This window comes from Shouchella tritolerans (assembly GCF_025770735.1).
Taxonomy (GTDB): domain Bacteria; phylum Bacillota; class Bacilli; order Bacillales; family Bacillaceae_D; genus Shouchella; species Shouchella tritolerans.
Genome location: NZ_JAODPB010000002.1, coordinates 689,031 through 715,416, shown reverse-complemented (window position 1 = coordinate 715,416; position 26,386 = coordinate 689,031). Strand labels below are relative to the sequence as shown.

Annotated in this window: 26 protein-coding genes, 1 other RNA gene and 1 other annotated feature; of the genes, 20 read left to right on the top strand and 7 right to left on the bottom strand. The window is 41.7% G+C overall.

The window, feature by feature from the left end:
* Positions 1-55 precede the first annotated feature (55 nt).
* The 12 genes from N6H06_RS09970 (at position 56) to N6H06_RS09915 (ending at position 9,364) form a co-directional block, all read left to right on the top strand.
* Positions 56-2,326, top strand: coding sequence for a DEAD/DEAH box helicase (locus N6H06_RS09970; protein WP_263706207.1), 2,271 nt, complete (start codon positions 56-58; stop codon positions 2,324-2,326).
* A gap of 34 nt (positions 2,327-2,360) precedes the next feature.
* Positions 2,361-3,563, top strand: coding sequence for a ribonuclease H-like domain-containing protein (locus N6H06_RS09965; RefSeq protein ID WP_212953602.1), 1,203 nt, complete (start codon positions 2,361-2,363; stop codon positions 3,561-3,563).
* A gap of 191 nt (positions 3,564-3,754) precedes the next feature.
* Positions 3,755-4,246: a spore coat protein gene (locus N6H06_RS09960; protein WP_249413832.1), complete on the top strand. Its 492-nt coding sequence runs from the start codon at positions 3,755-3,757 to the stop codon at positions 4,244-4,246.
* A gap of 68 nt (positions 4,247-4,314) precedes the next feature.
* A complete protein-coding gene (locus N6H06_RS09955; RefSeq protein ID WP_263706202.1) occupies positions 4,315-4,851 on the top strand; it encodes a DUF1273 domain-containing protein in 537 nt (178 codons plus the stop codon).
* A gap of 103 nt (positions 4,852-4,954) precedes the next feature.
* Positions 4,955-5,272, top strand: coding sequence for a cell division regulator GpsB (gpsB, locus tag N6H06_RS09950; RefSeq protein ID WP_212953599.1), 318 nt, complete (start codon positions 4,955-4,957; stop codon positions 5,270-5,272).
* Positions 5,272-5,673, top strand: a complete 402-nt coding sequence (locus N6H06_RS09945) for an RNase H family protein (protein ID WP_212953597.1) — start codon at positions 5,272-5,274, stop codon at positions 5,671-5,673. The genes gpsB and N6H06_RS09945 overlap by 1 nt, the downstream gene beginning before the upstream one ends.
* Positions 5,674-5,731: 58 nt before the next feature.
* An RNA gene (rnpB, locus tag N6H06_RS09940) (RNase P RNA component class B) lies at positions 5,732-6,113 on the top strand.
* A gap of 107 nt (positions 6,114-6,220) precedes the next feature.
* Positions 6,221-6,484 carry a hypothetical protein gene (locus tag N6H06_RS09935; protein ID WP_212953595.1) on the top strand — a complete coding sequence of 88 codons (264 nt, stop codon included), beginning with the start codon at positions 6,221-6,223 and terminating at the stop codon, positions 6,482-6,484.
* A 33-nt stretch (positions 6,485-6,517) separates the two neighbouring features.
* The gene (locus N6H06_RS09930) at positions 6,518-7,657 is read left to right on the top strand and encodes a THUMP domain-containing class I SAM-dependent RNA methyltransferase (RefSeq protein ID WP_263706196.1); all 1,140 of its coding nucleotides are present in this window, start codon (positions 6,518-6,520) and stop codon (positions 7,655-7,657) included.
* A gap of 63 nt (positions 7,658-7,720) precedes the next feature.
* A complete protein-coding gene (locus tag N6H06_RS09925) occupies positions 7,721-8,707 on the top strand; it encodes a Gfo/Idh/MocA family protein (protein WP_263706194.1) in 987 nt (328 codons plus the stop codon).
* Between the two features lie 133 nt (positions 8,708-8,840).
* A complete protein-coding gene (locus N6H06_RS09920; protein WP_062746785.1) occupies positions 8,841-9,134 on the top strand; it encodes a hypothetical protein in 294 nt (97 codons plus the stop codon).
* Positions 9,135-9,154: 20 nt separating this feature from the next.
* Positions 9,155-9,364, top strand: coding sequence for a hypothetical protein (locus tag N6H06_RS09915; RefSeq protein ID WP_035202542.1), 210 nt, complete (start codon positions 9,155-9,157; stop codon positions 9,362-9,364).
* Positions 9,365-9,406: 42 nt separating this feature from the next.
* Here N6H06_RS09915 and N6H06_RS09910 read toward each other — a convergent pair whose 3' ends face one another.
* The 4 genes from N6H06_RS09910 to N6H06_RS09895 all read right to left on the bottom strand — a co-directional run bounded on the left by N6H06_RS09910 (position 9,407) and on the right by N6H06_RS09895 (position 14,788).
* The gene (locus N6H06_RS09910) at positions 9,407-10,480 is read right to left on the bottom strand and encodes a Ger(x)C family spore germination protein (RefSeq protein WP_263706182.1); all 1,074 of its coding nucleotides are present in this window, start codon (positions 10,478-10,480) and stop codon (positions 9,407-9,409) included.
* Positions 10,477-11,589: a GerAB/ArcD/ProY family transporter gene (locus N6H06_RS09905; RefSeq protein WP_212953588.1), complete on the bottom strand. Its 1,113-nt coding sequence runs from the start codon at positions 11,587-11,589 to the stop codon at positions 10,477-10,479. Before N6H06_RS09905 ends, N6H06_RS09910 begins: the two co-directional genes overlap by 4 nt.
* An 18-nt stretch (positions 11,590-11,607) precedes the next feature.
* Positions 11,608-13,128, bottom strand: coding sequence for a spore germination protein (locus N6H06_RS09900; RefSeq protein ID WP_263706178.1), 1,521 nt, complete (start codon positions 13,126-13,128; stop codon positions 11,608-11,610).
* Between the two features lie 787 nt (positions 13,129-13,915).
* The gene (locus tag N6H06_RS09895) at positions 13,916-14,788 is read right to left on the bottom strand and encodes an AraC family transcriptional regulator (protein ID WP_213028909.1); all 873 of its coding nucleotides are present in this window, start codon (positions 14,786-14,788) and stop codon (positions 13,916-13,918) included.
* Positions 14,789-15,067: 279 nt separating this feature from the next.
* Here N6H06_RS09895 and N6H06_RS09890 point away from each other — a divergent pair, with 279 nt between their 5' ends.
* From N6H06_RS09890 to N6H06_RS09865, 6 genes are all read left to right on the top strand, one after another.
* On the top strand, positions 15,068-15,445 hold the full coding sequence (locus N6H06_RS09890) for an SH3 domain-containing protein (RefSeq protein WP_263706177.1): 378 nt from the start codon (positions 15,068-15,070) through the stop codon (positions 15,443-15,445).
* Positions 15,446-15,676: 231 nt separating this feature from the next.
* Entirely contained in the window at positions 15,677-15,970 is a 294-nt protein-coding gene (locus N6H06_RS09885) for a hypothetical protein (RefSeq protein ID WP_263706175.1), read from the top strand.
* Between the two features lie 127 nt (positions 15,971-16,097).
* Positions 16,098-17,624 (top strand): gluconokinase, encoded by a 1,527-nt coding sequence (locus N6H06_RS09880; protein ID WP_263706174.1) that lies wholly within the window; start codon positions 16,098-16,100, stop codon positions 17,622-17,624.
* A 78-nt stretch (positions 17,625-17,702) separates the two neighbouring features.
* Entirely contained in the window at positions 17,703-17,981 is a 279-nt protein-coding gene (locus N6H06_RS09875; protein ID WP_212953581.1) for a DUF2564 family protein, read from the top strand.
* Positions 17,982-18,287: 306 nt separating this feature from the next.
* Positions 18,288-18,543, top strand: a binding site (T-box leader).
* Between the two features lie 66 nt (positions 18,544-18,609).
* The gene (locus tag N6H06_RS09870) at positions 18,610-19,863 is read left to right on the top strand and encodes an MFS transporter (RefSeq protein ID WP_263706171.1); all 1,254 of its coding nucleotides are present in this window, start codon (positions 18,610-18,612) and stop codon (positions 19,861-19,863) included.
* Between the two features lie 264 nt (positions 19,864-20,127).
* Positions 20,128-20,688 carry a class I SAM-dependent methyltransferase gene (locus N6H06_RS09865; protein ID WP_263706169.1) on the top strand — a complete coding sequence of 187 codons (561 nt, stop codon included), beginning with the start codon at positions 20,128-20,130 and terminating at the stop codon, positions 20,686-20,688.
* Positions 20,689-20,985: 297 nt separating this feature from the next.
* Here the strand turns inward: N6H06_RS09865 and N6H06_RS09860 are convergent, their stop codons facing one another.
* A complete protein-coding gene (locus tag N6H06_RS09860; RefSeq protein ID WP_212953577.1) occupies positions 20,986-21,294 on the bottom strand; it encodes an iron-sulfur cluster biosynthesis family protein in 309 nt (102 codons plus the stop codon).
* Positions 21,295-21,402: 108 nt separating this feature from the next.
* Between N6H06_RS09860 and N6H06_RS09855 the strand changes: the two genes are divergently transcribed.
* Positions 21,403-22,905, top strand: coding sequence for a carboxypeptidase M32 (locus N6H06_RS09855; RefSeq protein WP_263706165.1), 1,503 nt, complete (start codon positions 21,403-21,405; stop codon positions 22,903-22,905).
* A 37-nt stretch (positions 22,906-22,942) separates the two neighbouring features.
* Here the strand turns inward: N6H06_RS09855 and N6H06_RS09850 are convergent, their stop codons facing one another.
* On the bottom strand, positions 22,943-23,536 hold the full coding sequence (locus N6H06_RS09850) for a MarC family protein (protein WP_263706163.1): 594 nt from the start codon (positions 23,534-23,536) through the stop codon (positions 22,943-22,945).
* 444 nt (positions 23,537-23,980) lie between these two features.
* A complete protein-coding gene (locus N6H06_RS09845) occupies positions 23,981-24,523 on the bottom strand; it encodes a recombinase family protein (RefSeq protein WP_062746805.1) in 543 nt (180 codons plus the stop codon).
* A 186-nt stretch (positions 24,524-24,709) separates the two neighbouring features.
* Between N6H06_RS09845 and N6H06_RS09840 the strand changes: the two genes are divergently transcribed.
* Complete coding sequence (locus N6H06_RS09840; protein ID WP_263706157.1) at positions 24,710-26,173, top strand: SulP family inorganic anion transporter; 1,464 nt, start codon at positions 24,710-24,712, stop codon at positions 26,171-26,173.
* The last annotated feature ends 213 nt before the right edge of the window (positions 26,174-26,386 follow it).

Below are 26,386 nucleotides of genomic sequence, written 5' to 3'. Positions count from 1 at the left end.
GCCAAGAGAACAACCATTCGCTAAAATGGGGATAGACAATAAATGAGGTGGTTCCATGTTTAAACGGCGTTTGCCACAGCTTATGAACCAGTTAAAGAAAGATGAAAATGTATCTTACTGGAAAGAAATTGCTCCGCTAGAAGCGAAGACAGTGCCTTTTCCAGCAGAATTGGATTTTAACATTTGCCAGGCCTTGCGAAAAAAAGGGATTGGTGAACTGTATACACATCAAGCAGAAGCCTTTCAAAAGGCATTAGCCAACAAGCATTTTGTTGCTGTTACCCCGACAGCGTCTGGGAAATCACTGTGCTACAATTTGCCTGTTCTACATACGATCGCTTCTTCTCCACATAGCCGGGCGCTGTACCTATTTCCGACAAAGGCGCTTGCACAAGACCAAATGAGCGATTTGCATGGCATGATTGCCGATATAGGGATGGATATTAAATGCCATACATACGATGGCGACACAGCTCCGCAAATTCGTACGTCGATTCGCAAAGCAGGCCATATCGTCCTAACAAACCCCGATATGCTTCATGCGGCAATTTTGCCCCATCATACAAAGTGGGTATCGTTTTTTGAGCACTTGCGCTATATTGTCATTGATGAACTTCATACGTACCGGGGTGTTTTTGGCAGCCATGTCGCCAATGTCATCGCTCGGCTTAAGCGGATTTGTGCATATTACGGCGCTAACCCTCAATTTATATGCACTTCAGCGACGATTGCGAATCCGAAAGAGCTGGCCCAAGAGTTAACTGGGTCAACGTTTGACTTAATTGATGACAATGGGGCACCACGTGGAAAAAAACACTTCCTGTTTTACAATCCGCCGTTAGTGAATGAGCCTTTGCAAATTCGGCAAAGCGCTGTGGCCAAAGTGAATGAGCTGGCGGGAATGTTTTTAAAAGAAGGAATCCAAACGATTGTGTTTGCGAAAAGTAGAGTGCGTGTTGAACTGATTTTAAGCAGGCTCCAAGAATTGACGAAACGGACATTTAACCGATCAGCAATCAGAGGCTACCGTGGCGGCTATTTGCCGAGACAACGCCGTGAAATTGAAAGAGGGCTCCGTTCAGGAGAGATTAAAGGAGTCGTATCCACCAATGCGTTGGAGCTTGGCGTTGACATTGGCCAACTGGAAGTTTGCATCATGACTGGCTATCCTGGTAGCATTGCCAGCTCTTGGCAGCAGGCAGGTCGTGCTGGACGGAGGCAAAAAGAGTCGTGTGTAATTATGGTTGCCGCCTCTACACCACTCGACCAATATATGATAAAAAATCCACACTATTTTTTTGAACGGCCGCCAGAAACAGCAAGGTTAAACCCTCATAATCTTGTTATTTTTATCGACCATTTAAAATGTGCCGCCTACGAGCTGCCGTTTTCAACGGGAGACGTCTTTGGTGGTGAGGTCGTTGATGACTATTTAGATTACTTAACAGAGCAGCATGTACTCCATGCCAACAACGGCAAATGGCATTGGATGAGCGACGCTTTTCCAGCCCATGGGATTAGTTTACGCTCAGCTTCACAAGAAAACGTCGTCATTATTGATCAATCAGATGTCACCAATCATCGCGTTATTGGCGAAATGGACCGCTTTAGCGCAATGACGCTCTTGCATGAGGAAGCGATTTATTTACATGAAGGCGTTCAATATCAAGTTGAACAATTAGATTGGGATGAAAAAAAAGCGTTTGTCCGTGAAGTGAGCGTTGAATATTTTACAGACGCGAATCTGGCTGTATCTCTTCGCGTGCTTGAAGAAGACGAGAGCCGGGAAGAGGGTGATGTCCAGCTTTCATTTGGCGATGTTAGCGTGACAGGCAAAGCAACGATTTTTAAAAAGCTGCGCATTAGCACGTTGGAAAATATCGGTTCAGGGCCGATTCATTTACCAGAAGAAGAGTTGCACACGAATGGGATGTGGTTGTCGTTTAAATCCAAGTTAGTAGAGGCAATCGGCGAAAGCGACTTTGACGAAGCACTAGTAGCTTTGGCTCATTTGCTTCATCACGTTGCGCCTGTGCGTATTATGTGTGACCGTGGCGATATTCATGTTGTGCCACAACGGAAGGCGACCCATTCCGGTTTGCCGACGATATTTTTATACGATTCTTACCCAGGAGGAATCGGGCTTGCCAAGGAAGTATATGAGCGGACAAGTGTCATTTTAAACGATGTCGCGGCACTCCTCGACTCATGCCAGTGCGAATCAGGCTGTCCGTCTTGTGTCGGCAGCGCCTCTTCAGCAAAAAACATAAAAGTTCTCGTCAAAATGCTTGTTCAGCAATTGCAAAAAGGGAGTATGACTGTATAATTTCACATACCGTATTAGATGAAAGGAGGGGGCTATGTCGATCAAGGCGAAATTAAAACGGTTTGAATCGCATATGTCGACCACCGAAAAAGAGAAGGGATCGGTTACTAACAACAACGAACATGGAAGTTGGGAACAATTGAATACTGAGGCTTGCTGGTTTGACGGTATGGTTTGTTATATTCGGACGACTCGTTTTTCTTTGCAAGAAAAACATGGCCCCAAAACATTTGCTGAAATGAAAGCAGCCATTGATCGTTGGGATACGAGTGCTTTAGCCCATCCTTTGTCAAAGAAGGGCATTCCTACTGAAAAACTGTTGTTTTTTGATACGGAAACGACTGGCTTAAGCAGTGGGGCAGGCACGCAAATGTTTTTGCTTGGGTTTGCTTCTTTTACGGAAAAAGAAGTAGAGGTTAAACAGTATTTGCTGTCTGCACCTGATGCTGAGGTGGCTTTGTACCACTTTTTTCTCGCCGATGCCAAAAAGCTTGACCATCTTGTCACTTTTAACGGCAAGGCATTTGATTGGCCAAGGTTAAAAACACGCCATTCTTACTTGCGGGAAGCTGTACCAGCATTGCCGAAGTTCGGTCACTTCGACTTGCTCCACGGTTCACGCAGGCTGTGGAAAAACGAGCTTCCTTCGTGCAACTTGAGTACGCTTGAAGCAGAGAAGCTTGGCATCAAGCGTACAGCGGATACACCGTCCTACCTAGTGCCAATGCTTTATTTTGACTTTGTCAGGGAAGGGAACCCGGCATTCATGGAGTCTGTGTTTGCCCACCATGAAGCAGATATGCTGTCTTTAATTGCTTTGTATGCCAAGTTAAGCGACTTGATTTTAGATGCAAAGGGGCATGCGAGTGACGCGGAACGCTACCAAATTGCTAGATGGCATGAAGCAGCCGGCCAGCAACAAGCTGCGTTTTCTTTATATGAAAGCTTATTGGATAGCAAAGACTTTCCCCTTTTAGCCAGGCGCCACCTTGGCGACTTATTGAAAAAACAACGGCGCTACGCAGAAGCGGCAGAGCAGTTCCATGCCTGTGTGCGGCAAGGGTTTGCCAGCTACCATTGTTGGACGGAGCTGTCCCTTATTTATGAGCATTATTTAAAAGAAAGGGACAAAGCGGAAATCTACGCTTATCGGGCATTACAGTCTTCCTCCTCTAACAAGGAAAGGGAAGCTGCTTTAAAGCGGGCAACGCGTATAAGCGGGAAATTAAAACGATAAGCATTTCCCGGGGAAGCGCAATAGTCGACGGTTTTCGCTGTGAAATGCGCAACTATGCGACGTTTTTTGACTTCGATTTGCCAAACGCCGATGGCTCGAGGGCGTAAAAATAGGTAATCGAACTAGTACACCTGCTGATAGTCTGACATAAGGTATTAGTGACTCTAATATTAAAAGGAGGAACTTACTTTATGTTTCATAAACGTCCACCGCATTGCTGCCCGCCGCCAAGGCCAGTATGCAAACCAAACGTAAAGCCTGCCGCAGACTGTGGGTGTGAGGCGCCAAATTTGCCGAATATGACGTTGCCAACGCAAACGCATGAGCTTCCAGCAGTTGTTCATCCGACGAAGCACAATGTTGTTGAAAGCACCAACGAATACATTGTGCCAGAAATCCATCCAACCCATACGACACATGTCAATAACCATGTGTACAAACACATTCATAAATTCCCGCATAGCGAAAGCGTGAAAGAGAATGTGCAAAATTTGCAGTTCTGCGAGAAGCCGCAAGCGACGATGCCAGCAAACGTTATGCCGTCAAATGTAAAGCCAAGTAATGTGATGCCGAGCAATGTGATGCCAACAAATACAAAGCCGGCAAGCACAAAACCAACCGCAAAAACAAAATCAGATATGAAGCCTAGTGGCATGATGCCATTTAATGGCTACGAGTACTAAGGTTAATACGTTGGGCGGGCGCGAGCCTGCCTTACGTATTGAATAAGGAGGGACGAGCTATCCATTCATTGCTTGTAACAGGCTATAAAGCCCATGAATTGGGGATTTTTCAGGAACGTCATCAGGGGGTCCACTATTTAAAAAAAACGATTGAAAACCGGTTGCGCCCTTTTATCGAAGAAGGAACAGAGTGGATCATTACGAGCGGCCAACTTGGCGTTGAACAATGGGCGGCAGATGTGGTCTCCTCTCTAAAGAAGACCGCCTATCCACACTTGAAACTGGCGATATTGCCTCCTTTTGAAGGGCAAGAGGCAAATTGGTCCCAGGCAGCGCAAGAGCGCTATGCGGCAAGGCTAGCAACGGCTGATTTTGTAGAGTGCATCTCGAAGCGCCCTTATGAGCATGTTGGCCAACTTAGGCAAAAAAATGATTTTTTAGTTCAACGGACGGACGGTCTGCTTGTCCTTTATGATGAAGAAAAGCAAGGTTCGCCATTATACTATATTGCTAGCGCCAAAGCTCAGCGGAAGCCGATTTTTTACATCTCGCCTGAAGAGGTCGAGGAAACGGTGCGCCAAGACCAATACGACGACTTTCTTTAAAACCGTTGTAAAAGTTTGTGAATTACCTCGGTTTAAATTGACTTTAGCGGCGAGTTTTGAAAAAATAGATAGTAACGTGGAATAGGACATGAGGTGATCTGAGATGAGCCAAATAGAGATTAGGCTTACAGCAAAAGAAATCTTAGATAAAGATTTTAAACAAAGCATGAGAGGGTACAACCAAGACGAAGTCGATAAATTTCTCGATACCGTCATTCAAGATTATGAAGCATTCCAAAAAAAAATTGAGCAGCTTGAACGAGAAAATGAACTGTTAAAACAAGATTTAAAAAAGCAGACAGAACGCCCGCAACGGAGCCAAACCGTTACGTCGCCTTCGGCTGGCAGCACCAATTATGACATTTTGCAACGCCTTTCCAACTTGGAGAAAAAAGTGTTTGGCAGCAAGATGTACGAGTAATGATCCATGTATACACGGACGGCGCCAGTGCTGGCAATCCAGGTCCGTCTGGAGCTGGGCTTGTTTTTTTAAAAGACGGCGCTGCACAAGAATTTCGTTTTCACCTTGGTGACAAAACGAACCATGAAGCTGAATTTGCCGCAGTTGATATTGCCCTAGATATATGCCTCCAAAAGGAATGGCAACAAGTGTCGGTACGAACGGATTCAAAGCTTGTCAGTGACAGCATTGAAAAGCGCCATGTAAAAACAGAAGCATATGCCGGCTATCTTTGTTCCATTTTGGATAAAATTGTACAACTGGAGCTTTTTTTTATTATGTGGGTGCCGAGTAAACAAAACAAAAAAGCGGATGAGCTTGCACGTTTGGCCATACGTGAACCAAAGCGGTTATTTCAATAGTGATTGCCAAGTTGGCGCAAATGTGTTAAAATGAACAGGTCGCTTATGACAGACACATGTCCTCAGACAACCGCTGCGTATTTTATGCGTAGAGGAAAGTCCATGCTCGCACCGGCTGAGAGGCCGGTAGTGTTCGTGCCTAGCCAATCCATAAGCTAGGGCAGCTGCCATGCAGCTGACGGCAGGAGAGATGCCTACGTCCAAATGGATAAGGCATGCACTCCTTGAAAGTGCCACAGTGACGTAGTCTGCTTGGAAACGGGCAGAGTGGAACGCGGTAAACCCCTCGAGCGAGAAACCCAAACAATGGTAGGGGCATTTTTCAGTCTGAAAATGAACGGAACTGAAAAAACGAAGCAATTCGTAGATAGATGGTTGTCGCCGGAGTACGAGGCTCATCACCGTTTGTAGTACAAAGGTACAGAACATGGCTTATCGATGGCATGGAGATGATCGTTATAAGCGAGCCAAAACCCTTTACAAGGGTTTTTTTTAATGGAATCTGTTAGAATAAACGGGGAACACTGTTTGGCAGGAGGGAAGAAAAATGGACAACCAAGCAAAAACGATGTATCTCATAGGCGTTGTGCTTTTCCTGTTAACTGGAATTGGCTTTGCGATTCAAGGTGATTTACTTGCAGGTGGGATATTCCTTGTCTTGTTTTTTGCGTTATACATGCTGATTGTCTTTTTGTACCACCGCTCCTTACGTACGCAAAAGCTTGCGACATTTTTAATGTTTGCTTTCGGCGTCATCGCTATTGCAGGAGCTGTTTTTGCTTATACGCAAGGCGGCTATTTATGGCATTAGCGCCAGTGAAGATAAGAGAAAGGGGCATGAACGATGAAAAAAGTGACGCTCATTGCCACAACCACAATGGGGCTGGAAGCAATTGCCGCAAGGGAAATACGCCAGCTCGGCTATGAAAACGTAACAGTTGAAAACGGCCGTGTGTTGTTTGAAGCAGCAGTTGAAGCGATTCCGAGGGCAAATTTATGGTTGCGCACAGCCGATCGGATCAAAGTCCGCATTGGCGAATTTAAAGCCATGACATTTGATGAATTATTTGAGAAAACAAAGGCGCTCCCGTGGGCGGATTTGTTGCCGCCTCATGCGGAATTTCCTGTTATTGGGCGCTCTGTCAAATCGAAGCTATTTAGTGTTTCAGATTGCCAAGCGATTGTAAAGAAAGCAGTCGTCGAAAACTTAAAAAAACGCTATAAACGTAGCTGGTTTGATGAAAATGGGCCGCTATACCGAATAGAAGTGGCGCTATTAAAAGATGTAGCTACATTAACATTAGATGCAAGCGGAACTGGTTTGCATAAGCGGGGATACCGTGCTTTACATAATCAGGCGCCGTTAAAAGAGACGCTTGCTGCGGCGATGGTCCAATTAACGACATGGACGAAAGATCGCCCTTTTGCAGATCCTTTTTGCGGTTCGGGCACGCTTGCGATCGAAGCGGCTATGATCGGCCAGAACATTGCACCAGGGTTTAATCGTGATTTCGTATCTGAGGAGTGGCACTGGATTGGTGAAGAGCGGTGGAGACGAGCGCGCGAAGAAGTTGAGGATTTAGCTAATTATGACCAGCCTCTTGATATAATCGGATCTGATATTGACCACCGTGCAGTCGAACTGGCAAAGGGGAATGCAATGGAAGCTGGGTTAGGCGATGTCATCCAATTTAAACAAATGCAAATGAAAGATTTTCGCCATAAGCGCCCGTACGGGATTTTAGTTGGCAATCCCCCCTATGGTGAACGGTTAGGAGAGCAACAAGAGGTCGAGCATTTGTATAAAGAAATGGGACAAGTCATGGCTTTACATGATACGTGGTCTGTTTATGTTTTGACTTCTCATGAGGAGTTTGAACAGCTATATGGCAAAAAAGCAAACAAAAAACGCAAACTTTACAACGGCAACATTAAGACAGACTTCTATCAATTTTTTGGGCCACGCCCACCCAAAAACGACTAGCTTTAATAAAAGCCCGCTTACGAGCGGGCTTTTCGAAACGAAAACTTATCAGGGAGGAACAAGATGAAGATAGGAACGATTGGCACTGGTTCGATTGTAGATTTATTTTTATCCGCTTTAAAAGACATAGACGGCGCTGAATGTGTTGCCATGTACTCCCGTAAAAAAGAAACGGCGAAGCCATTAGCTGAGAAACACAAGATAACGACGATTTACACTGATTTAGTAAACATGTTTGCTGATCCAGCAATCGACTTTATTTACGTAGCTTCGCCGAACAGTTTCCATTTTAGCCATACGTATCAGGCATTACAAAGTGGAAAACACGTCATCTGTGAAAAGCCATTTACGTCGACCGTGAGAGAATCAGAACAAGTGATGGAACTTGCTCGTGAAAAGCAGTTAATGGTGTTTGAAGCAATTACGACGATTCATTTGCCAAATTTTCAACTCATTAAAGAACAGATTGGCAAATTAGGCCAGCTCAAACTCATTCAATGTAATTATAGTCAATATTCTAGCCGCTATGATCGGTTAAAGGCTGGTGAAACTCCAAATGTGTTCAATCCACAATTTTCTGGTGGTGCATTAGCCGATATCAATATTTACAATCTTCATTTTGTCCTTCATTTATTTGGAGCGCCTGAGTCCGTTACCTACACAGCAAACAAACATCCAAATGGAATCGACACTTCAGGAGTAGTCGTATTAAAATACCGTGATTTGGTTGCCGAGTGTGTAGGCGCTAAAGATACAAGAAGCAAAAATTTCGTTTTGATTCAAGGAGAAAAAGGCTACATTCATGTAGAAAATGGTGCAAATGGATGTCGCAATGTGAGCGTGCATTTAGAAGATCAAGAAATCAATTTGAATGAACAAACGAGCAGTAACCTGATGTATTATGAACTTCTTGCATTTAAAGACATCTTTGACAAACAGCACTATGACCGTTGCGAGGAATTACTGAAACATTCTTATGCTGTTATGCAAGTATTTGAAAAAGCAAGACAGTCAGCAAATATTGTATTTGCGGCTGATCATGAAGCATAATGAATGATTTGGAAAAGAAATAGAGTGAGATGAACGAAAAGTTTCCTTAGGGAAACTTTTTTGTTTACAACAAAAACATTGTTCGCTATAATACCATTATCTCCCTTCTTTCTGGTAGTAGGGTGAGCCATGATTGGAGCTGACTTTAGACAGCTCCTTTTTTAGATTAAAGGGGAGGAAGCAGCAACAGGCATTTAGAGAGGATGCTCACAAAAAAAGACTTGACAATGAGAATGATATTCATTATCATTTGATTTGTAAGATCCCCCTTATCCCTTTTCAACATTTTTCTTTGACCTTTGCCAGTGTGGCAAAGGTTTTTTTGCTTGCAGGATCCATTTTCTTAATCAAAGTAGGAACAAAAAAGCAAGAAAAATCGACATTTTTCTTGCTTTTTTGCTACAATGAAATGAAACAGTATCAATAAATAAACGGAGGCTTGTTTTTATGGATAGCAGAATTGAAATCACATACGACGTGTTTGAGGCAATGTGGCTGATTACGCTAATTGATGAAGCTGGGCAGCGGGTAGGCAAGCCTGAGTATTACAAGAAAAAGGAAAAAGCGTTGCAACAAATTCCTTCTTTAAAAAAAGAGTATCCTGATATTCCAATCCGAGTATACAGTAAGAGCGATTTTTTAGTTGCAGTTTATTAAATCAACAAGCTGTATCCAAAGACCAGATACGATTTTTGCGCTTTAATCTGTAATGCCGCTTCCGATCACGGTTAGATCGACGTTGACATCAATATCAAGAGATGGGTAGGTGTCATGCCATTGTTCCATATTCAAATGGCGGATTTTGCTTCTGGCCACGTCGCCAAGGCCAATCGGGTCGATGCCGTGCTGTTGGAACCTGTTGACTAGTGTTCGCATTTGCTCTTCGAACTGTTGAATACCGAGCTCTTTTATTTTAGCGAGGTCTTTGGCACTCATGCTTAAGTCGCCACTTTCACTAACAACGCCTTTTATGTAGACGAGAATAGAAGCATGTAAGCCGTTATCGTCTTTGGTAATCGTGTAGTGAGGTGTTGCTTGGACATTCTCAAGGTTTGCAAACGAATCGCTGTTAATTTGAACTTGGTAAAACCCACCGCGGAACGGTTCTGAAAGCAACTTAAAAAAGGAAGCTTCACGGACATTCAGCTTATCGATATAACGGTCCTTTTTAAACAATGCCAGGCCTGTTACACGAGCGTGATCACCATTGCCTTTAATGATGGGCAAAAACATATCAGTGCCTTCTGCGTAATATTGGTATAAGGCGGTATGCAGTGTGACACGTGGGTAAATTTCCCGTTCACTCTGTTCAAGTAATTCATTTAAATATTGATAAACAGTCGTGTCCAAATGGTAATTTTCGGAAAGTAAGTCGAGTGTTTTTCCTTCAACAATTGCCGGGCGGAGATTGCGTCCGATCATTGAATCCCGTTGGTGGACATTTAAAAAATAAAAAATGCCGTCTTCTGCAAGGCGATCTTGAAACAACATGAGCCCAATCCGGCCGACAACCATGTATTTGGAAGACTCTGTTTGCATTTTTTTGCGTGTGATCCGCGAAGTATTTCCGGTAGCAGTAAATACTTTCGTTTGCGGCAGCGTTTCCTCGCTAGGAAGGACGATGAGTGAACTGGCTACGCTCCTGAATTCGTTTTTATTCACATAATCATAGCCAATTGCTTGAATGAGCTGAATGTCTTCAATCACTTTTGTACGAGGCGCGCATCCTACTAGCAGTAAAACGCAGCAAAAGGCAAGCAGCCATTTTTTCATCGTTTGCTCCCTCCTTTAACGACAGCAAGCTTTACTTTTTGGGCAATGTATAAGAACGGGATGTAAGTGATAATGGTCCAAAAGCCGATTGCGGCTGTCACATCATTTAATTGATTGACTTCTTTACGCCCTACGACGAAAAAGGAGCAAACAAACAGCAAGACAATTAGCAGACGTAATGCTGTGCGTTGCTTGATGGAGAAGGCTTGGTTTGCAATACGGCTCGCCGCCCAAAGCAGCAAGCAAATGGTAGGCAACACGACAAATAGCCAAATCGAAATACCAATGTACTCAAACCGTTCGATGACGGACAAATCGACGACTTTCCATAATGTAATCGTGGCCCAAATCGTTTGATTAAGTTGATTTTGATTAAAATAGATAGTCGTTAACACAATCGCAAACGTGTAGATAAGAGTGGTCGTAAAGACCGCAATATGGCTCCATTTTTGTGATGCAGGACCGTTTTTTAAAAATGGATAGGCAACCAATAAAACCTCAAACCCGAGCATATTAAGGGTCATTGCTTTGCTGCCGAGGAGAAGTGCCTGCGGTGAATGTTCAAACACAGGAAACAGATTGCTAACATTCGCATGTGTAAATGCAAAGTAATTCGCCAAAAGCAATGGGGCTGATAGAAATAGCCCAATCACACAAAGGCCGACAACGACACGCAATCCATTTGTTACATAAGAATAGGCAAGACAGACAAGTAGCAAAAACAACACCCATACATACACTTCGACAAACATCCACATTTGGATAATCTCAATATACGTACGAATAACCGTGTAAGCGAGCAAGGCAAAATAGCCGATAAAATAAAGGTTTAGCAAACCACCAACTGCTTTTCCAAACACGGCTTTGTGGATCGCAACAAGGTCTCCGTTTCCTCGCTTCAATATGCCGTATAGAAACCATACGAGCACATGGACAGTCATCCCTGCCAGCAATACAGATAACCAAGCGTCTTGGCCCGAAAACGTAGCGATAATTCGCTCAAAACCTAGGACGCCAACGCTGATCTGGGCGCCGACAACGATAAAAAAGCTGAAAAACGGCGAAAGCAGCCGACTTTCACTGGGGCCTTGAGTGTGTGTAGCTGGCATAATCGGGCACTCCTTTTTTTACTCCTCGATATCGCTCTTTTTTAGATGATTGCCATCGTGGCTGGAACTAAAGCGCTTGCGTTTCTTGGCTCGCACACTAATGGGGCGCTTTTTCTGTTTGTTAAACGGCAACCTAAAAAAGGAGTCTTTCAAATCGATTGCTCTTAACGGATAAATCGGCGCTAAATAAGGTTGTCCAAGAGAAGTTAAAACGAGTAGATGGCTTAGTATGAGGGCGAAACAAGCCGCTACCCCTAAAAAGCCAAGCCACTGGGCGGCAAGAATAAAAGGAAAACGAATCAAGCGGATCGTATTACCCATTTGGTAAATAGGTGTCGTAAAGGAAGCAAGCGCAGTCAATGCAACAATGATTAAGAGAATATTGCTTGTAAGTCCTGCTTCGACAGCGGCTGTTCCGATTACAATGCCGCCAACGATCCCAATCGTTTGCCCAATTTTATTCGGCAATCGCGCTCCTGCCTCTCGTAGCAACTCAATGACAACTTCAAGGATCAATGCCTCAAAAATAGGCGGAAAGGGAATCCCGCTCCGCGACGAAACGAGTGTGTGCAGCAGTTGTGTCGGAATCATTTCATAATGGTAGGTCATCACAGCCACATATAAGGCTGTCGACAAAATCGAAAACAATACAGCACATAGTCGGATAAGGCGAAAAGCAGATGCGAGCGGCCATGGCAAAAAATAATCTTCAAAAGCAGAAAAGAATTCAACAAACGAAGTTGGCCCGGTAAGTGCATGAGGCGAGCCATCAACAATTACGGCAACTTTTCCTTCGGCAAGCATCGCTGCAACCCGGTCGGGGCGTTCAGTATCAATCAGTTGTGGAAAAATCGAATTGGAGTTGTCTGAAATCAATTGCGCGATATAAGAACTATCGACAATTTCATCAAAGCCGATATCTTCAATGCGTTGTGTAACCGTTTGTACGACTTGACTGTTTGTAATGCCATCTATATGTAGAATCGCTACTTTTGTTTTACTTAAATGGCCAACAATCCTTTCGGTTATGACAAGGTCTGGAATCGGCAGACGCCTGCGCACTAAGTTTATATTTGTAGACAGCGGTTCAACAAACGCTTCTTTTGGTCCAACTACACTAAACTCAACTTCAGGTGGATTGATCGAACGAGTTTCAGCTTGCTCTGCTGGGACAAGCAACGCTTCTGTCGGCGCCTGTTGAAGACAGATAAGGACTTCTCCGCGCATTAAAGCTTGTTCAATTTTGGCTAAATGATGTTCAATTTTCGTTTTTTCTACTCTGATTGCTTCTTTTAAACCAACGAGCGTTTTAAGTTGCTTATTGGCAAGAGCCGGCAAAATCTCTTCATGGATGACTTTGGGTTTGACGATCGATGAAAAATAATAAATCTCAAAAGGATTGTCGTCCGCTTGTTTAAAGGAATGAAAATCATTTGATCGCCGACACAAGTCAAGGAGCTCTTCCAGCGTCTTCGCGCTTGAACGTGTTTGTTTACGGATTTTTCGTTCAAGACGGCCTTGTTTGCTTTGTTTAGGCATTGGCATCACTCCGAGATTGGCATGTCCATTAGTCTGTGTCGGGACGCCTCTTTTATGCATGAAAAGGAGAACGTGTGGAAAAAGGGCTGATAGTCGCGATATTTATGGCATGGACGTCGTTTAAATCGGTCGTAGCTTGGAAATGAGAGAAAACCATCGTCAGTAGCGATCAGGCGACATCCTGCTTTGTCGAAGGAGGCAAAACCGGAGAACGTCTCGTTAGGACCGCTCTGTTTCAAGAGCATGGGCGAGAGGTCCAACCATTTATATGACTGCATTGTCTCCCGGCATCGTTGAACAGGACTATTTTGCCAATAAAATTGTGGTTATGTTGGAACAGGACTCTGATATCGACAGAAGCTGGATACACCTGTACAGTGGATGGTCGCAGAAGAGATCAGATCTGGTGAAGTTGTGCTATTGAAAGAAATAAGGGCATGCGTAGGGAAAGACATTGACACCAGGGGCCGTATCACGGATTAGGTACATTGGATACAAATTATTTCAAGATCGCATTTCCCACTGTACATCGACTAATAAGAAGAGAGCTGAGACTTCATTTAACCTGTAGAAGTCTCACTTTTGTAATTTCATAAGATCCAATGGGGGGCGGTTTCTTTTAGCCAGTGAATTTTCCGTAATCGTTAACCATCACCAAAATTTCAAGAGATGAACAATCGTATTGCTTCCTACAAATTTCACGGCCACAATAACGACGATTACGATAATACTTGACACTACTCCAATTGTTTTCTTTTCGCAATTAGCCATGTTATCTCCCTTCCTTCTATTCTATTTCTTCCTCAAACGATAGATTAACCGGTTCATCCAACAGTTCGCCATGAACTTCCAAATTAGTTGTTGGAATACTTTCACTCACTTCTTCAAATGCAAACTGATCTGCCCACACTTTCCCTTGACCAGCAAGAATAATACCGAACGAAATAACAGCACTTTGATCTGGGACATCTAAAACAATAGAATAACGGTTCCAGTTTGTGTTGCCTTTAATAGGGCGGTCACTCATATTATCAAATTGAAGAACATCATCCATTTTGTTGTCTACCCGCATCCACATTCCAGCGTACGTCTCTACATCCTTTGTACGGATGAAACACGAAAGTCGAATGCGTTTTCCAACAAACTTATTCGCCTTAAATGTCTGCATCATAGTAGAGAATTCGGTTGAATCTAGCACTGTTTTTGATTTTAAATAACCGGATACCTTCCCTTGATGAACAACTTCATGATCAATACCCATTTCGTAATTAAATGGATTGGATCCACTTAAAAACCAACCTTTCATTTTTGTTTTCATATACGCCTTCTCCTTGTTCTTAATTACAGTAGACATGATCTTGCGATATTTGCCAGGTGTCAGATTGTATACTTCTTTAAATGCTCTTGTAAATGATTCTTGTGATTCAAATTGATAATATAACGCAATGTCAAGTATGCGTTCATTTGTGTGAAGTAAAGCGACAGAAGCATTTGCCAATCTTCTTTTTCGAATGTAATCAGTTATTGTCATACCAACCGTCGATTGGAAAATTCGATGAAAATGGTATTTTGAGAAATTCGAGTGCCTTGCGACGTTTTCTAAGGTAAGGGGCTGATGTAAGTTTTCTTCCACATACATAATAATTTTTTTAATGACCATTTCGTAATCGTACAACGCAAGCTTCCCTCCTTTATTTTTAAAATATCAAGTTACATTAGTCATTTTTTGATCTATCTTGCGGAGTCATTTTTTATGTGTTTCAGTTAAACCATTTTATATGGAAAAGAACATGAAATTAAATTGTATAGCAAGGAAAACACATCAAAAAATGACAAACCTCACGGACAAAGAACGGAATAGCTCTTTTTATCATGAGTATCGTTTTGACGAAATCTTATCCAAGCTTCTATAATAAAAAAAACGGAAGGAGCCGTCATGATGACATTATATATGGTTACGACAAGTTACCAAACTTGTTATCCTGATCCACTCATTTTAAATAAAGGCGATAGCGTTCAATATGGCGAGGAAGATACCGACTACCCAAAGTGGATTTTTTGTGAAACGGACAAATCGCATAAGAAGGGGTGGGTACCGAAACAATTTTTAACAGTTCCAAATGAAAAGGGAGAGGCCTATTTGTTGGAAACCTATACTGCCCACGAGCTAACAGTAGCAGCAGGAGAACGGCTTATTGTCAAAAAAGAATTAAATGGCTGGTTGTTTGCTCGTACAGAAAAAGGCGAGGAAGGTTGGATTCCGGCTGACCATGCCGTTAAAGCAACAACAAGCAAAATAGAAAGAGCGAATCGTTGATCGGCCAAGAACGACCTGAAAGGGCAACCCTCGTTGTTTTTATGACCGAATTCAAACTGTAGGCGAACGCATTTGTTTCACAGTATTCCCCTTGGATCCACACGTGTCTCTCCATAACTGACACGTGTTTTTTATCCATTTAAGCTTCCAACACGATCCTCATAATTTCACTTACCGTATTTACATAAAAACAATAAAATAAACCACAATACATCTAAAGGAGTGCACGCTATGCTAGATGGATCGTGGGCAAAAATAAAACGAGGCAATCACACGATTTTAGGTTGGATTGAAAAAAATAAATCATTTCATTGCAAAGACCCTTTATACCAAACGTACTATTTTCATACGCTTCATCCCGAACGATCAAAAGCGCCGATTTTAATTTACTATAAAGATATACATAAGGCCGAATTGACGTTAGAAGATGAGGATTACCATACGATGCAATTACTTGCACTGGAATTGAAAGACGCCAATTGGTTTTCTGAAATAGGGGAGCGGCGAAAAGAAATTCCTTTTTGAAATCCTTTTTCATTGTGAGATAATTAACAGAAATACTGACTCGTCTTACCCTGCAAGTAATTCCAACAAAACCCGTGACAAAATAGCAAATTTGCGTAATGATAGGAAGGGAGAGGAGGATTTTTCGGTGTATTCAATTGGTTTAGATATAGGAACTACGAGCGCAAAAGCAGTACTCTATACAGCGAACAACGAAGAAATCTGCGCATGTGAAATCGCCTATCCATTGCTGAAACGGAAGGTTAACTATGCAGAGCAAGATCCTGATGTTGTTGTCGATGCTTGTTTCAAAGTACTTCATCACGTTATGAACAAAGGGCAAATACAAGGAAAAGATGTTTCATTGGTTGCCTTATCCTCAGCCATGCACTCGCTCATCGCCGTTGACCAAAACGGGAAACCGCTAACGCTAGCGATTACTTGGGCAGACAATCGTTGCGCCCCTTTTATTAAAGCGTTTAAAGGGACAAGCCAAGGAAGACATTTTTATGAAAATACAGGAATACCGATTCATCCAATGTCTTGGATCGGCAAAATCCACTGGTTACGAGAAAATGAACGATCTGTTTTTAAACAAACGTATAAATTCATCACTATTAAAGAATATTTATGCCAGCGATTGACTGGCCACTATGTCGTCGATCACTCAATGGCGAGTGGTACAGGCCTTTATCATTTACGGAAACAAGCATGGGATAAAGAAGTGTTAGCTTTTCTTGAAATTAGTGAAGATAAGTTGTCTTCGCTCGTACCCACAACTTACGAATTGCCGCCGTTAACAGCAGAGGCACAAGCGCTGCTTCCAGTAGGAGCTGGTTGCCGCTTCTTTATTGGCGCAGGGGACGGCGTATTGGCCAATATTGGCGCAGACGCGCTAGAAAAAGGAACAGTTGCGATTACAATCGGGACAAGTGGAGCTGTGCGAACACTTGTAGACGACGTAGTGACAGACGAATTACAGCGAACATTTTGTTATGCGCTTACAGGAGAAAAGTTTATCGCAGGCGGTGCAACCAACAACGGCGGTATGGCATTGCAATGGTTTATTGACCAATTTTCAAAAGGAGCGCAAACGGAAGCGGAAATAAATGGACGCTCTATCCATGAATCAATTATTAAGTCGGCAGCCAATGTCCCTGCTGGTTCGGAAGGTTTGCTGTTTCTTCCATTTTTAAATGGGGAGCGCGCTCCGTTTTGGGACCCAGATGCAAGAGGGACTTTTTTTGGCGTTTCTATGCACCATCAACATTCACACTTTGCAAGAGCTGTAATGGAAGGAGTCTTATATAGCATTTGCTCCGTTGTAAACGCATTGAAGCAATCCCTCGGCACAATCGATCGCGTGCAAGCTTCAGGCGGATTCGCTCGTTCGCCTGAATGGGTGCAAATGCTGGCGGATATCATTGGACAAGATGTCACTTTGCCCCCGTCTCATCATGCTTCAGCACTAGGAGCCGTTCTGCTTGCCAAACATGCAATAGGGGAGCACGATTTGTTTACAGCAACAAGAACAGAGAAAAAAGAGCAGACGCTCGTTTTTAAGCCGAACCTTCAACATACAGAGGTATACCAAGAGCTGTTTGCCATGTATGAGCGACTATACAGAAAACTAGAAACAGAATTTAGCGCCATTGCAGCCTTTCAAAATAAGTAAACCATAATTTTATTATGTTAACTAAATTGAATAAATAGGTAAAACTCTGTTCATGCTAGCCATAAAGGAGGCAGACACATGAACAATTACCCAAAAGATGTATATGGCTACAGCGACCTTAAGCAAATTGAACTTGCAATCGAAGCCGCACAACATGCGGTTGGCCAAGCTACCCATAGCATGGACCCTGACCAACTTGAAAATGCAAATGCGGCATTAAAGCAAGCACGTGAACAATTTACGCATGCACTTGCCCACCAGCATAACATGGATAACGCTTTCGCTGCCCATTCATCGGCTTTGCTTGATCAAGCAGCACACCAATTGCAAGAGGCAGAAGAAGACTTGCAGGACTAGGCGCCGCCTGGAAATGCTCACTCTTACTTTTACAGGATTGAAAATACACGCATGTATGGACTTATGAGACAAACAACAAAAGGAAAGAGGCTGCCCATCCTTTTTGACAGCCTCATTCCCATGCAAGCTTTCCACTTTGCGACAGTAGGTAGCTAAACCTTTTTGTATTGGGGGATCCCTCCACAATAAGTTAGCCATCCATTTGAATCAAATCTATATTCAATAAGTATAGGTTGGGTATAAAGTTCTTTACTTTCCACTTAAAGATTTGCTATGATTGTCTAACATTCACTAAGCAACCATCAAAAAAATGCTACGAAGAGAAGAGTACAATCGCCAATTCTTCAAAGAGAGCTCCAGTTGGTGAAAAGGAGTAAGAATGAATGATTGGAAGCAAGCCTCAGAGCAGCACATTGGATCCATGTAGGTGATAGTGTGACAGGAGCTCCTGTTATAGAGCTAGGGTATATGTATGAACTTCATACCGTACCTAATGAGGGGAATATGGTGACATATTACCAAACTGAGGTGGCACCACGGCGCGCAACAACTCGTCCTCAAGACAAAGGTCTTGGGGGTGAGTTTTTTTATTGTCCAACTTTAGATTCTCATAGGAGTGGAAATAAAAATGCGTATAAAAAAGTTTATAAGGTCATGGAAATACCCTTCCATTTTATTGTCCAGTATTGGTATTTCCAGTATAGGGGAATGGGTGTATTTTATAGCATTAAATTTAATCGTTCTTGATAGGATGGGCGTAATGGCTGTCTCGGGTCTATATATAGTTCGCGCTTTATCTGCATTGTTTACCACCTTTTGGTCAGGTAGTCTAATTGACCGATTTCATAAAAAGCGTCTTATGGTGTGGTGTACTATATTCCAAGCAGTGTTTATTGCTGTCCTTCCTTCACTATCATCTCTTTGGGCAATATATGGCATTGTCTTCTTAATAAGTATAGCTAGTTCCATATATGAGCCTACATCAATGACTTATATTACGAAGTTGATTCCCCGAGATCAAAGGAAACGGTTTAATTCTCTACGAAGCTTAATTGATTCTGGAGCATTTGTTATTGGGCCAGCTATTGCAGGAATGTTGTTTATGATTGGCACTCCCCATTTTGCGATATACATGAATGCAATCGCTCTATTTTTATCAACCCTACTCACATTATTCATGCCTAATATGGAAAAAGATGATTTTATTGAAACGAAAGAAGAAAAAATAAGCTTGGCAGTTTTAAAACTTGATTGGCAACTAGTCGTGGATTTTAGTCGTAAGCACGTGTACATTATGGTTATTTACTTCCTATTCAGTGCGGTAATGGTTTTGGCAACTGCGATCGATTCACTGGAAGTCGCGTTTTCTACAAAAGTGCTTTCTTTATCAGAAAGAGATTATGGATTACTGGTAAGTATTGCGGGTGTTGGAATCATCGTAGGTTCCTTCGTAAACATACTCATTGTCAAAAAGATAGCTACCTCCTGGCTAATCGGTCTTGGCTCGTTCATGATTTCAATCGGTTATGTCATCTATGCCTTTTCAGGTACTTTTTTAACTGCAGCCATTGGTTTTTTTACTTTATCATTTTCGATGGCTTTTATGAACACGGGATTTTACACCTTTTATCAAAACAATGTTCCGGTCAGCGTCATGGGGCGGGTTGGTAGTGTTTATAGTTTCATCGAAGCTTTTTTCATCATTATTGGAACGATTATTTTTGGAATAATGGCCGAATTCATCTCGATTCGCTTCGTCATTGTATTAGGAAGTCTAATTATGTTTGTCGTAACGATTCTATTGTTTTTCTTTAATACACACCCCTCGAAAGCAGCGTATTATTCTGAAAAACATCCATTGCAAGTATCTAACACTGATTAGAAAAGTACAACATAGCTGCGTTAGAAAATATCGACTTAATATAAATTCCCCATTTTCGTTATCAAAATGGGGAATTGGGTTTTTGCTTAACGAGCATGCAATTGTCGGAGACCGTAAAATAGCTTATCTAAATAATGAATACAAACGTGGATTACAACCCAAGAAACATCTTCATGCCTTTGGACCAAAAATGTTGACAAATAATAACGGTTTAATTAAAGTTAAAACAGAGTCGAAATATCTACAATAGAAAGGAGATTGGCAATGAATCAGAAATTAAATAGAAAAATAACTAATATGGAGACGATAAAGCGTCCCTCTGCTGATGAGCTATTTCAATTTATACCCCTTCATAAAGAGGATAAATTATTAGATCTTGGAGCAGGAGTAGGCTATATAAGTCTTCCAATTTCTAAGTATGTAGATGAAGTCATTGCACTTGATTTTGATGAAGAGATTTTAACGTACTTGGAAACAAAAGCGAGGGAACATAGAATAACCAATATTAAAACGCTTGTATCAGATTTCAAAGATATACAACTAGATGACGAAAAAGTTGATAAGGCTGTTGCTTCCATATCACTTCACGAAGTTAAACCACTTTCGCTTGCATTAGGTGAAATATATAGGGTCTTAAAAAATAAAGGGGTGTTTCTCTGTATTGAATTAGAAAAGTCAAAGTTATCAACTGGCCCGAGAGTTTCATCAGAAAATATGAAAGAAGAAGTTCTTCATGCTGGCTTTGATATAGTCGACATTTTTTATCCTCAAGCTAAAGTGGCTAATCAGCCCGTTTATATCATTGTGGCCCAAAAAAATGATTAAACCAGTATTGAACTAGTTGTTTATTTATACGTAACAACTAGTTTTTATCGTTATTGTAAAAAAGGAGCATTGAGTTTAAAGGAAAAGCGAATTTCCGTGAAAAACATTCCATTTAACATTAAGTTTATCTTGTGACCAGTAAGAAAAAGAGGCCCCCCTAGAGTTCCGTCAATTCAGATCGTCAAACATTTAGAAGGAAGAGGCCCATTTCGTCCGACCTCAGAAAGCTTGTAAAAAAAACAGCGTAAGGATAAGGATCGTTAAAATTCAGCTTTGCCTCCTAAACCAACAACCTTGTCACGTTTCCAGTGGATGGTGCAAATCAGCAAAACGGGGCTGATGGAAGACAATCATATCCAAGTCAGCGTCATAATCAATGGTCATGCCGTCCAAATACCAAAAATCATCTTCTGAAACAGTAAAATAAAGCGATCCTGATTCGATATAATAACGGTTATTAAGTTCTTCTTCTCTCATAATGCCAACTGAAAAACCGCCAGATCCAACACCGCCAACACGAACATACAGGCGAAGAATCGCGCCTGCAGGCAATTCCATTTCTTTTTTATAGAAAGAAGCCGCTTGCTTCGATACATGAATGTTCATTTGTTTCCACTCCTATCCGCTTTTTAGTGTACCATACCGTTCATAAAATAGTTGTCCAAACCATACAAACCTTGCTATTGTAGAAAATAGAAAGGTGGTTATAAGCAAATGGAAAACGATATCCAAAAGAAGTTTCTTGAGTATGTGAAAAAAATCAACCATTATAAGCAAGCGATGGCGCTTATGGCTTGGGATAGTCGTACGGGCGCGCCAAAAGCAGGCGTACCTCAGCGTGCTGAAGTGCTTGGTACTTTATCAGCTGAAGTATTTACCATGTCTGTGTCCGACCAAATGAAAGACATGCTCGCTGCATTGGATAAAGCAACAGATTTGTCAGAAATAGTAAAAAAATCAAAGGAACATTGCCAAAAAACGTATGACCAGAACACCAAAATTCCCGCTGACGAGTTCAAAGCGTATGTCATGCTGCAATCGACAGCCGAGTCGGTGTGGGAGGAGGCGAAGGAAAAGAACGACTTTGCGATGTTCCAACCCTACTTGGAAGAGCTGGTCTCATACAATAAGAAGTTTATTGAGTACCGTGGCTATGAAGGGCATCCTTACAACACGCTCCTCGATGATTACGAGCCTGGCGTTTTCACCGATACACTCGACCGAGTCTTTGCTGAGCTAAAAGCAGCGTTGATTCCACTTGTGAAAAAAGTGTCTAACGCAAAGAAACAGCCAAATACGGCACCACTGTATGCCTATTTCCCGAAGGCCGCCCAAGAAAAACTAAGTCATGATGTATTAAAACATATTGGCTATGATTTTGACAAAGGACGACTAAATGAAACCGTCCACCCATTTGCGATAGGCATTAACCCAAATGATGTGCGCGTCACAACCAAATACAACGAACATGATTTCCGCGTTGCCCTGCTTGGCACAATTCATGAAGGCGGTCACGCCCTATATGAGCAAAACATCGATCATGATTTAATCGGAACGCCTCTGTCTGGTGGCACTTCCATGGGCATCCATGAGTCGCAATCACTGTTCTTTGAAAAATTTATCGGCCAATCGCTTCCTTTCTGGAAAAACGTGTATCCCCTTTTAAAACAACATGCCGGTAGCCAATTCGACAATGTCGAGCTTGAGGACTTTTACTTTGCTTTAAACGAATCTAGGCCATCCCTCATTCGTATTGAAGCAGATGAACTTACCTATTGCCTGCACATTATTTTGCGCTATGAATTAGAAAAAGGCCTGTTTGAAGGGACGATTGAAGTCAAAGATTTGCCACGTCTATGGAATGATAAAATGGAAGAATATTTAGGCATCCGGCCTGAAAACGATGGAGAAGGCGTTCTCCAAGACGTCCACTGGTCATCAGGTTCCTTTGGCTATTTTCCTTCGTATGCACTTGGCTACATTTATGCGGCACAAATGAAGCAAGCGATGTTAAACGATTTGCCAAATTTCGATCAATTGCTTGAACAAGAACAGATCGTTGTTATTCGCGAATGGCTGACAAAGCATGTCCACCGTTTTGGCAGTTTGAAAAAACCGCAAGAAATCATTGCTGATATTACTGGAAAATCGATTGACGCCAAGCCTTTGCTTTCCTATTTAACCGAGAAATACAGCAACCTATACGACCTTTCCTAACAACAAAAAAGATTGCCAGCTATGGCAATCTTTTTTGTTATGCTGCTTCTTGTTCAAAAGATGGAAGGATATCGGCAAAGCCCATGACCATTATTTCAATCGCAATCACCGTTAAGGCAACGCCTGTTGCTCGTTTCACCAACGAAAGTCCCTTTTGTCCCGTGCGTCCGCGAAGCCAATTGGCAACCAAGAGCGGCCCAAGGGATAGAACGAGCACACTCACGAATGCCAAAAAAGTTATCGGTACATAAAACCAGCGATGATTCTGGTTCGCCGTTAAGCACATTGTTGCTCCGGCGGCGCCCTGGCTAGCAACTGTTGGGTAAATGGTTTGCTGCTTGCTCTGATAACTCGTTTTCCCTTGAAGCAATTTACAGCCAATCACTAATAAACATAGCCCACAGACAATCGAAAATGTTTCAATGGAAATGTTATAGACCAATAACATCAATTGTTCCAGCAACAACAACGTTGTCAAGGCTCCTAAAACGACAAGCATTGCTTTTGCTGCTTTATGTATTCGTTGTTTATCCCATTTTATGTGGGCAAGTCCAAGCCGCACAGAGAGATTGCCAATGGGGTAAAGGATCGCAAAAATGGAAACGAACGCGTGGATGAAAAACGACAACATGCCAAACGCTCCTTTTTATTGTAAGTTAGCTGCTCGTAGTTTGCCCTGTTTTTTTTCGGCTATACAGCTAAATTCAAAAAAATAAGCGTTTTTTCAAGCTCTTCATCCCAGACGTTTATTTTGACCATCCGAAACGGTCATACAGACAAATATGTCACCTAATTCAACTTTGGACATTAAAGGAAAACCTCTCAATCAACAAAGTATGCTACTTGCAAATCAAGCTTTGGGTGGAAGTTGCATCGAGAGAAGCGTTACCTTTTCTTCTTCAAAAATTGAATGCAGTTGTTGGTGGTTCTACTGAAAGTTAGGTGGCTGACAAATACCAACTAAAATGGAGTAGGCTGCTCCTAAAATGTTGGTTTTAAATAACCTGATTCACCAAGAAATCCGACAACTCCTACCAAAGGGGCAATCGGCTTTTTGCCTATTCATACAAGACATTTAACGTTCAAGGTATCTGTATAAAGTAGATTTACTGATGCCTGTTTCTTTTTTTATCTCAGTTAAACTATATTTTTTACTTTGGTACATATGAATGGCACGCTTTACGTTTTCATCAGGTTTTCTTGGTCTTCCAGTAGGAACTCCTTTTTGTTTTGCGTTATTCAAGCCTTTTTTTGTTTTCTCACTTATGACATCGCTTTGAAATTCAACTAGGTGTCTGACAATATCATTAAACGGATATCCATTTTTATTACTCGTATCAATCCCTTCTGTAAGGGATTGAAAATAAGCGCCTTTCGTTTCTAGTATTTCTAACAACTCTACTAAATGACGTGTTGAATCAGCCAGCGCAAACAGTTTATGAACAATCATTTTATCGCCCGGTTGGACATGATCCAATATGTTTTTTAGTTGGGTTCTTTTCTTTGCTGATGAATGTTCTTCTTTAATGATTCTATCGCAATCCGATTTTGTTAAATTTTCTAATTGGATATGGCAATCTTGATCCCCGTCATAAGGTCTCATATACCCTATTAACATGTAGACTCCCCTGCCTATAAATAGTTTTCCCTTATCATCATACCATACTTGTTATTTTTATAAAAAGTACCAAAAAGGTTCCGTTTTGGGAAGAAAGATGCTACACTAATTTTTGTTGTTTGAAATCGGACCCGTCTTTTATAAGCAGTAAAAGCCAAAGGAATAAAATAAATGAGGTGTAACAAAATGGGGGAAAGCATTAAAAAACAATGGTTTAATAATATAAGGGCAGATAGCCTTGCTGGGATTGTTGTCGCATTAGCCTTAATTCCAGAAGCGATTGCTTTTTCAATCATTGCAGGAGTCGATCCAATGATTGGGCTATATGCCTCTTTCTGTATCGCTGTCATGATTGCTTTTGTTGGTGGCCGACCTGGAATGATTTCAGCTGCAACTGGGGCCATGGCATTGTTGATGGTTCCTTTGGTAAAAGAACATGGGCTTAATTACCTGTTGGCAGCTACTATTTTAACAGGCATCATTCAACTGCTCTTCGGGATATTTAAAATCGCTAAAGTGATGAAATTCATTCCACGAGCTGTCATGATTGGTTTTATCAACGCACTCGCCATTTTGATTTTTATGGCTCAAGTGCCACACTTTATAGGTAGTTCAACAATGACTTATGTTTTTGCAACAGTCACATTACTCATTGTATATATCGTACCTAGATTTTTTAAGGCAATCCCTGCACCATTAATCGCTATTATTGTCTTAACTGCTGTGGCTCTTTACACAAACATCGATTTGCGAACAGTAGGCGATCTGGGAGCGATCACAAGATCATTACCGGAATTCTTCATTCCAAATGTACCATTTACGTTCGAGACATTAGCTGTCATTTTTCCTTATTCGTTTGCTTTGGCCATTGTTGGTTTATTAGAGACTTTACTGACAGCATCTATTGTAGATGATATGACAGGGACAGAGAGTAATAAAAATAAAGAAGCCAGAGGACAAGGCATTGCCAATATTGTTACAGGTTTCTTTGGCGGTATGGCCGGCTGTGCGATGATTGGCCAATCTGTCATTAACGTTAAATCTGGGGGGCGCGGCCGACTATCTACTTTGATTGCGGGGTTGTGCCTCATGTTTTTAATCATTGTTTTAGGCGATTTAGTTGTTCAGATTCCAATGCCTGTGCTTGCAGGAATCATGATGATGGTGTCGATTAGTACATTTGACTGGTCTTCATTCTCTTATATAAGAAAAGCTCCCAAAACCGATGCTGCCGTTATGTTGGTAACTGTCGGTATTGTTGTAGCAACTCATGACTTATCAAAAGGAGTCATCGCAGGAGTGGTGTTAAGCGCTATTTTCTTTGTAGCTAAAATATCACACCTTAAAGTAAAAGAAAAACAAGAAAATAAACATACGACTTTTACCGTCCAAGGCCAATTGTTCTTTGCTTCCGTAGATAGCTTTATAGATGCATTTGACTTTAATGTTAAAAATAAAGAGATCATGATTGATTTTTCTGATGCGCATATTTGGGATGATTCCGCTGTCGGTGCGGTAGACAAAGTGGTTCTTAAATATAAGGAGAACGACAATTCAGTTACCATCAAAGGCTTAAATTCATCTAGCAAAAAAATCGTTGATAAATTAGCAGTATATAAGAATGCTAATGCAAAACTACCAGCACACTAAACAAAGTTTTTAAGGTGAAACAATGGATAAAAAAAACTTATTAGCTGCAGATGGGTTAGATCTTACAAAGTAAAAACCTTTATGGAGAACCGGATCCAACTATTGTCGACTATGCTAATAAAAATGGCTTTGATTTAGTCTGGTTGCATAGATGCTGGTCCGATAAAGAGAATAACATAATATGTATGATGTTAATTTTATTACTTAAGCAAT